Source organism: Flavobacterium bizetiae (assembly GCF_902804475.1).
Taxonomy (GTDB): domain Bacteria; phylum Bacteroidota; class Bacteroidia; order Flavobacteriales; family Flavobacteriaceae; genus Flavobacterium; species Flavobacterium bizetiae.
This window is the reverse complement of sequence record NZ_CADCSU010000216.1, coordinates 1-3,129: the sequence shown is the minus strand read 5'-3', so window position 1 is coordinate 3,129 and position 3,129 is coordinate 1. Positions and strand designations below refer to the sequence as shown.

Below are 3,129 nucleotides of genomic sequence, written 5' to 3'. Positions count from 1 at the left end.
GATATGGTTCATTCATTTATGTGGAATCAATTTTTGAATTTATAAATAAAACAAATAGTGTAGATAAATATTTTTATTTTATTAGCGATGAAATAAAAAAAGATATTTACAAAGAAAAGCCATATGCACAACTATTTGAAGATTATAAGAAAAGAGAAAATCTATGGGTCTTTTCTTATTTAAGTTTCTTGAATGAATATATTCAAAATATGGTAAAACAAAATCAGTTAGAAACAGCAATTGAATTCTCTGATTTATATCTTGAAATTGAAGAATGGATGTTAGAAGGTTCGGATTTTTTACAAAAATTCAGTCCAGAGAAAAGACCAATTATTATTAATAAGGCAGAACAACAACTTAAGAATGCTCGAATAAGAAAAGAATCTTTGATGTTAATTAAAAATAATCAGAGTGAAATCTACATTCAGGATGTACTAAAAACCTTAAGACTAAGCAGTTATTTGCGAGATGATAAAGTAAAAATTTTTAAGAACCTTATTTTTAACACATCGCATAATAATCATACTCGGTTTTATTGTTCAACGTGAAAGCGATAGATGATTTTGAATTATCCGTATTCTCCTGCTCGGAATCATCAGACTGGCAGTTGACGAAAAGAATGCTTACTAATGCAAAAAGTACAATTTTTCTCATGTGTTTAAAATTAGATTGGATTAAATTATTGGCATTTATCTATTTCATTGTCAACGTAGTGAAACAGTTCATCAGCGTAGCTGTCAGGCAAATCGTTATCCTCAATGACATTTCGAACCATCTGCGGTACATACAGATACCTGTTGTTATCGACACGGCTTAGTTCCCTCTGGTGGTTTGTTTCATTGTTGATGTTTTTTACAGAAGCGTAGTCTTCGCAGTACTTTTGGATAATTGCTGTCTGCGCCCATGCTTTGAGTTCATCTAAGCTTTTTGTTTTTGGATGCTCTTCTCTGTATTCATTGTGAATGCGGAGACTGTACATATAGCCTCCAAAGCAGAGAAGTGCAAAAACAAGAACTGCCCCCCTCACGATAATTTTAAATGGATTGTTCATTTTTTGGTTTTTTAGAATGTATTAAAAACGCAAATATATAAAAATTCTCCATATATAGAGTATCCTCATACGGAGTATCCTTATAAAGAGTAAATAAATATGGAGATTTTAGCTTGATTTGCTCTATAAAAGAGTAAAAAATGGCTTCAAAAAATGATAAGGAGATTAAGGCAGGAACAAAAGTTGAGGAATCAATCTACTTAAAAAAAATAGGTGAAAGGTTAAAGTATTTCCGAAAAAAAGCAGGTTACACCAACTCTGATACTTTCGCATACGATAATAACATAAGCCGACCTCAATATGGAAAATATGAAGCTGGCGCAAATATCCAATTAAACACACTTATTAAGATTTTAAAATTAATGGATGTTACACTAGAAGAATTCTTTCAAGGCTTCAGCGAATATTAAAAGTGTACCTTTTTAAGATTATACCTTAGTGTTAATACAATTTCAATTAAATTCTAAACAGTTTTATTGGCTTAATAATGCATCATAAATAACCACCTTAAAATTGATACGCTAAAATAAAAATCATTATCTTTGTTTCAACAAAAGCAAAGAAACTTGAAAACTGCGAAATATATTAGAGTTAGTACAACAGAACAAAATATTGACAGACAATCAACTGTTGACCATAAAGAATATATTGATAAGTGTAGTGGTTCTATTCCGTTCAACGAACGACCGAGTGCAATCAAATTATTGAACGATATATCAACCAAAAAGATTGATACATTAGTAGTACATTCAATCGATAGATTAGGCAGAAATGCCTTCGACATTCAAACAACTTTAAATACTTTAAGCAATCTTAAAATAAATGTTCATGTAGAAAACATTGGTTTGTATTCTATGATTGACAACAAACCTAATTCCATCTTCAAAATGATTACTGATGTTTTAAGTAACGTTGCAGAAATGGAAAGAGCATCTTTGTTAGAAAGACAAAAAGAAGGCATCTTAATTGCGAAAGCAAAAGGTATTTATAAAGGTAGACAATTACATACTGCAGAGACACCTCAACAATTTTTGTCTAAATACAATCAATCACATTTAGAGTTGATTAAAGACAAAAACTATTCTATTCGAAAACTGTCTTCGATTACCAATTTATCAAATAATACTATCGTCAAAATTAGAAAAATGTTACCATAAATAAATTCTACCTTTCAATATTATAAGAAAAAATATTCTATATATTTGATTAAAATAAAATCATGAATAGAATTATACTTATCGGAAATGGATTTGATTTAGCTCATGGAATGAGAACAAGCTATAATGATTTCATTAGTTATTATTGGTATAAAATAATATCTGATATCAAGTCAACTAAAGAGAGATTATTTGAAAATTCAGAAATAAAAATTACTCGATTACCACGACCCGTTTATTTTTCTACAATTATCAAATTTGAGGAATTACATGAAACTTTAGAAAGGAATGGAAGTGAACTAATTTTTAAAAATAAATTTCTTGAACACATCAACCATAAAAAACAAATTCAAAATTGGGTCGATATAGAAAATGAGTATTATTTACTTTTAAAACAATCATTTAAGGATGTAAACTGTACATATAAAATTTCTCAACTAAATTCCGATTTTACTGAAATACAAAAATTACTAGAAAATTATCTACAAGAAACAGAAAACTATTTCAAAGAAAACTATAATAAAAACAGCGAAGTACTAAGAATACAGAGTTCTGTAGGAAACAAAATTTATTATAATTTTAATTTTAGAGACTTTACAGAATCGGCAATAAACAAAAAAGTAGAATCTGAATTTCAAGAAATCCAACCCGATTTAAAAAACAACTATCGACCAGTTCCTACTTTTAACGAAACGTATTCGAAGAGAAACCAACTGATAAATACAGTTGATAAATCTGAACCTCATAAAACAATTAGGAAGAGACTACTTTCAGAGTCTGCAATTAATTATTTTGATTTACAACCTGAAGAAATTTTATTCCTAAACTTCAACTATACATTTACAGAAGATTTATATTACAATTCAAATGATTTTAATTCATCTATTGACATTAATAAAAATTTAGTTCTAAGCAAGATAC

Annotated in this window: 5 protein-coding genes; 4 read left to right on the top strand and 1 reads right to left on the bottom strand. The window is 28.4% G+C overall.

Annotated features, from left to right (window positions below; genetic code table 11):
• A partial coding sequence (locus FLACOL7796_RS24075) for a hypothetical protein (RefSeq protein WP_173973302.1) occupies window positions 1–548 on the top strand: 548 nt, incomplete at its 5' end.
• A gap of 131 nt (window positions 549–679) precedes the next feature.
• Here the strand turns inward: FLACOL7796_RS24075 and FLACOL7796_RS24070 are convergent.
• The gene (locus FLACOL7796_RS24070; protein ID WP_173973301.1) at window positions 680–1,051 is read right to left on the bottom strand and encodes a hypothetical protein; all 372 of its coding nucleotides are present in this window, start codon (window positions 1,049–1,051) and stop codon (window positions 680–682) included.
• A gap of 140 nt (window positions 1,052–1,191) precedes the next feature.
• Here FLACOL7796_RS24070 and FLACOL7796_RS24065 point away from each other — a divergent pair, with 140 nt between their 5' ends.
• From FLACOL7796_RS24065 to FLACOL7796_RS24055, 3 genes are all read left to right on the top strand, one after another.
• Complete coding sequence (locus FLACOL7796_RS24065) at window positions 1,192–1,461, top strand: helix-turn-helix domain-containing protein (protein WP_173973300.1); 270 nt, start codon at window positions 1,192–1,194, stop codon at window positions 1,459–1,461.
• Window positions 1,462–1,617: 156 nt separating this feature from the next.
• Window positions 1,618–2,208, top strand: a complete 591-nt coding sequence (locus FLACOL7796_RS24060; RefSeq protein WP_173973299.1) for a recombinase family protein — start codon at window positions 1,618–1,620, stop codon at window positions 2,206–2,208.
• Between the two features lie 62 nt (window positions 2,209–2,270).
• On the top strand, window positions 2,271–3,129 hold an 859-nt coding region (locus FLACOL7796_RS24055), incomplete at its 3' end, for an AbiH family protein (RefSeq protein WP_232067445.1).

Coding starts and splice junctions, on each gene's coding strand:
- FLACOL7796_RS24070 (WP_173973301.1), bottom strand. CDS start 1,051: ATGAACAATCCATTTAAAATTATCGTGAGGGGGGCAGTTCTTGTTTTT.
- FLACOL7796_RS24065 (WP_173973300.1), top strand. CDS start 1,192: ATGGCTTCAAAAAATGATAAGGAGATTAAGGCAGGAACAAAAGTTGAG.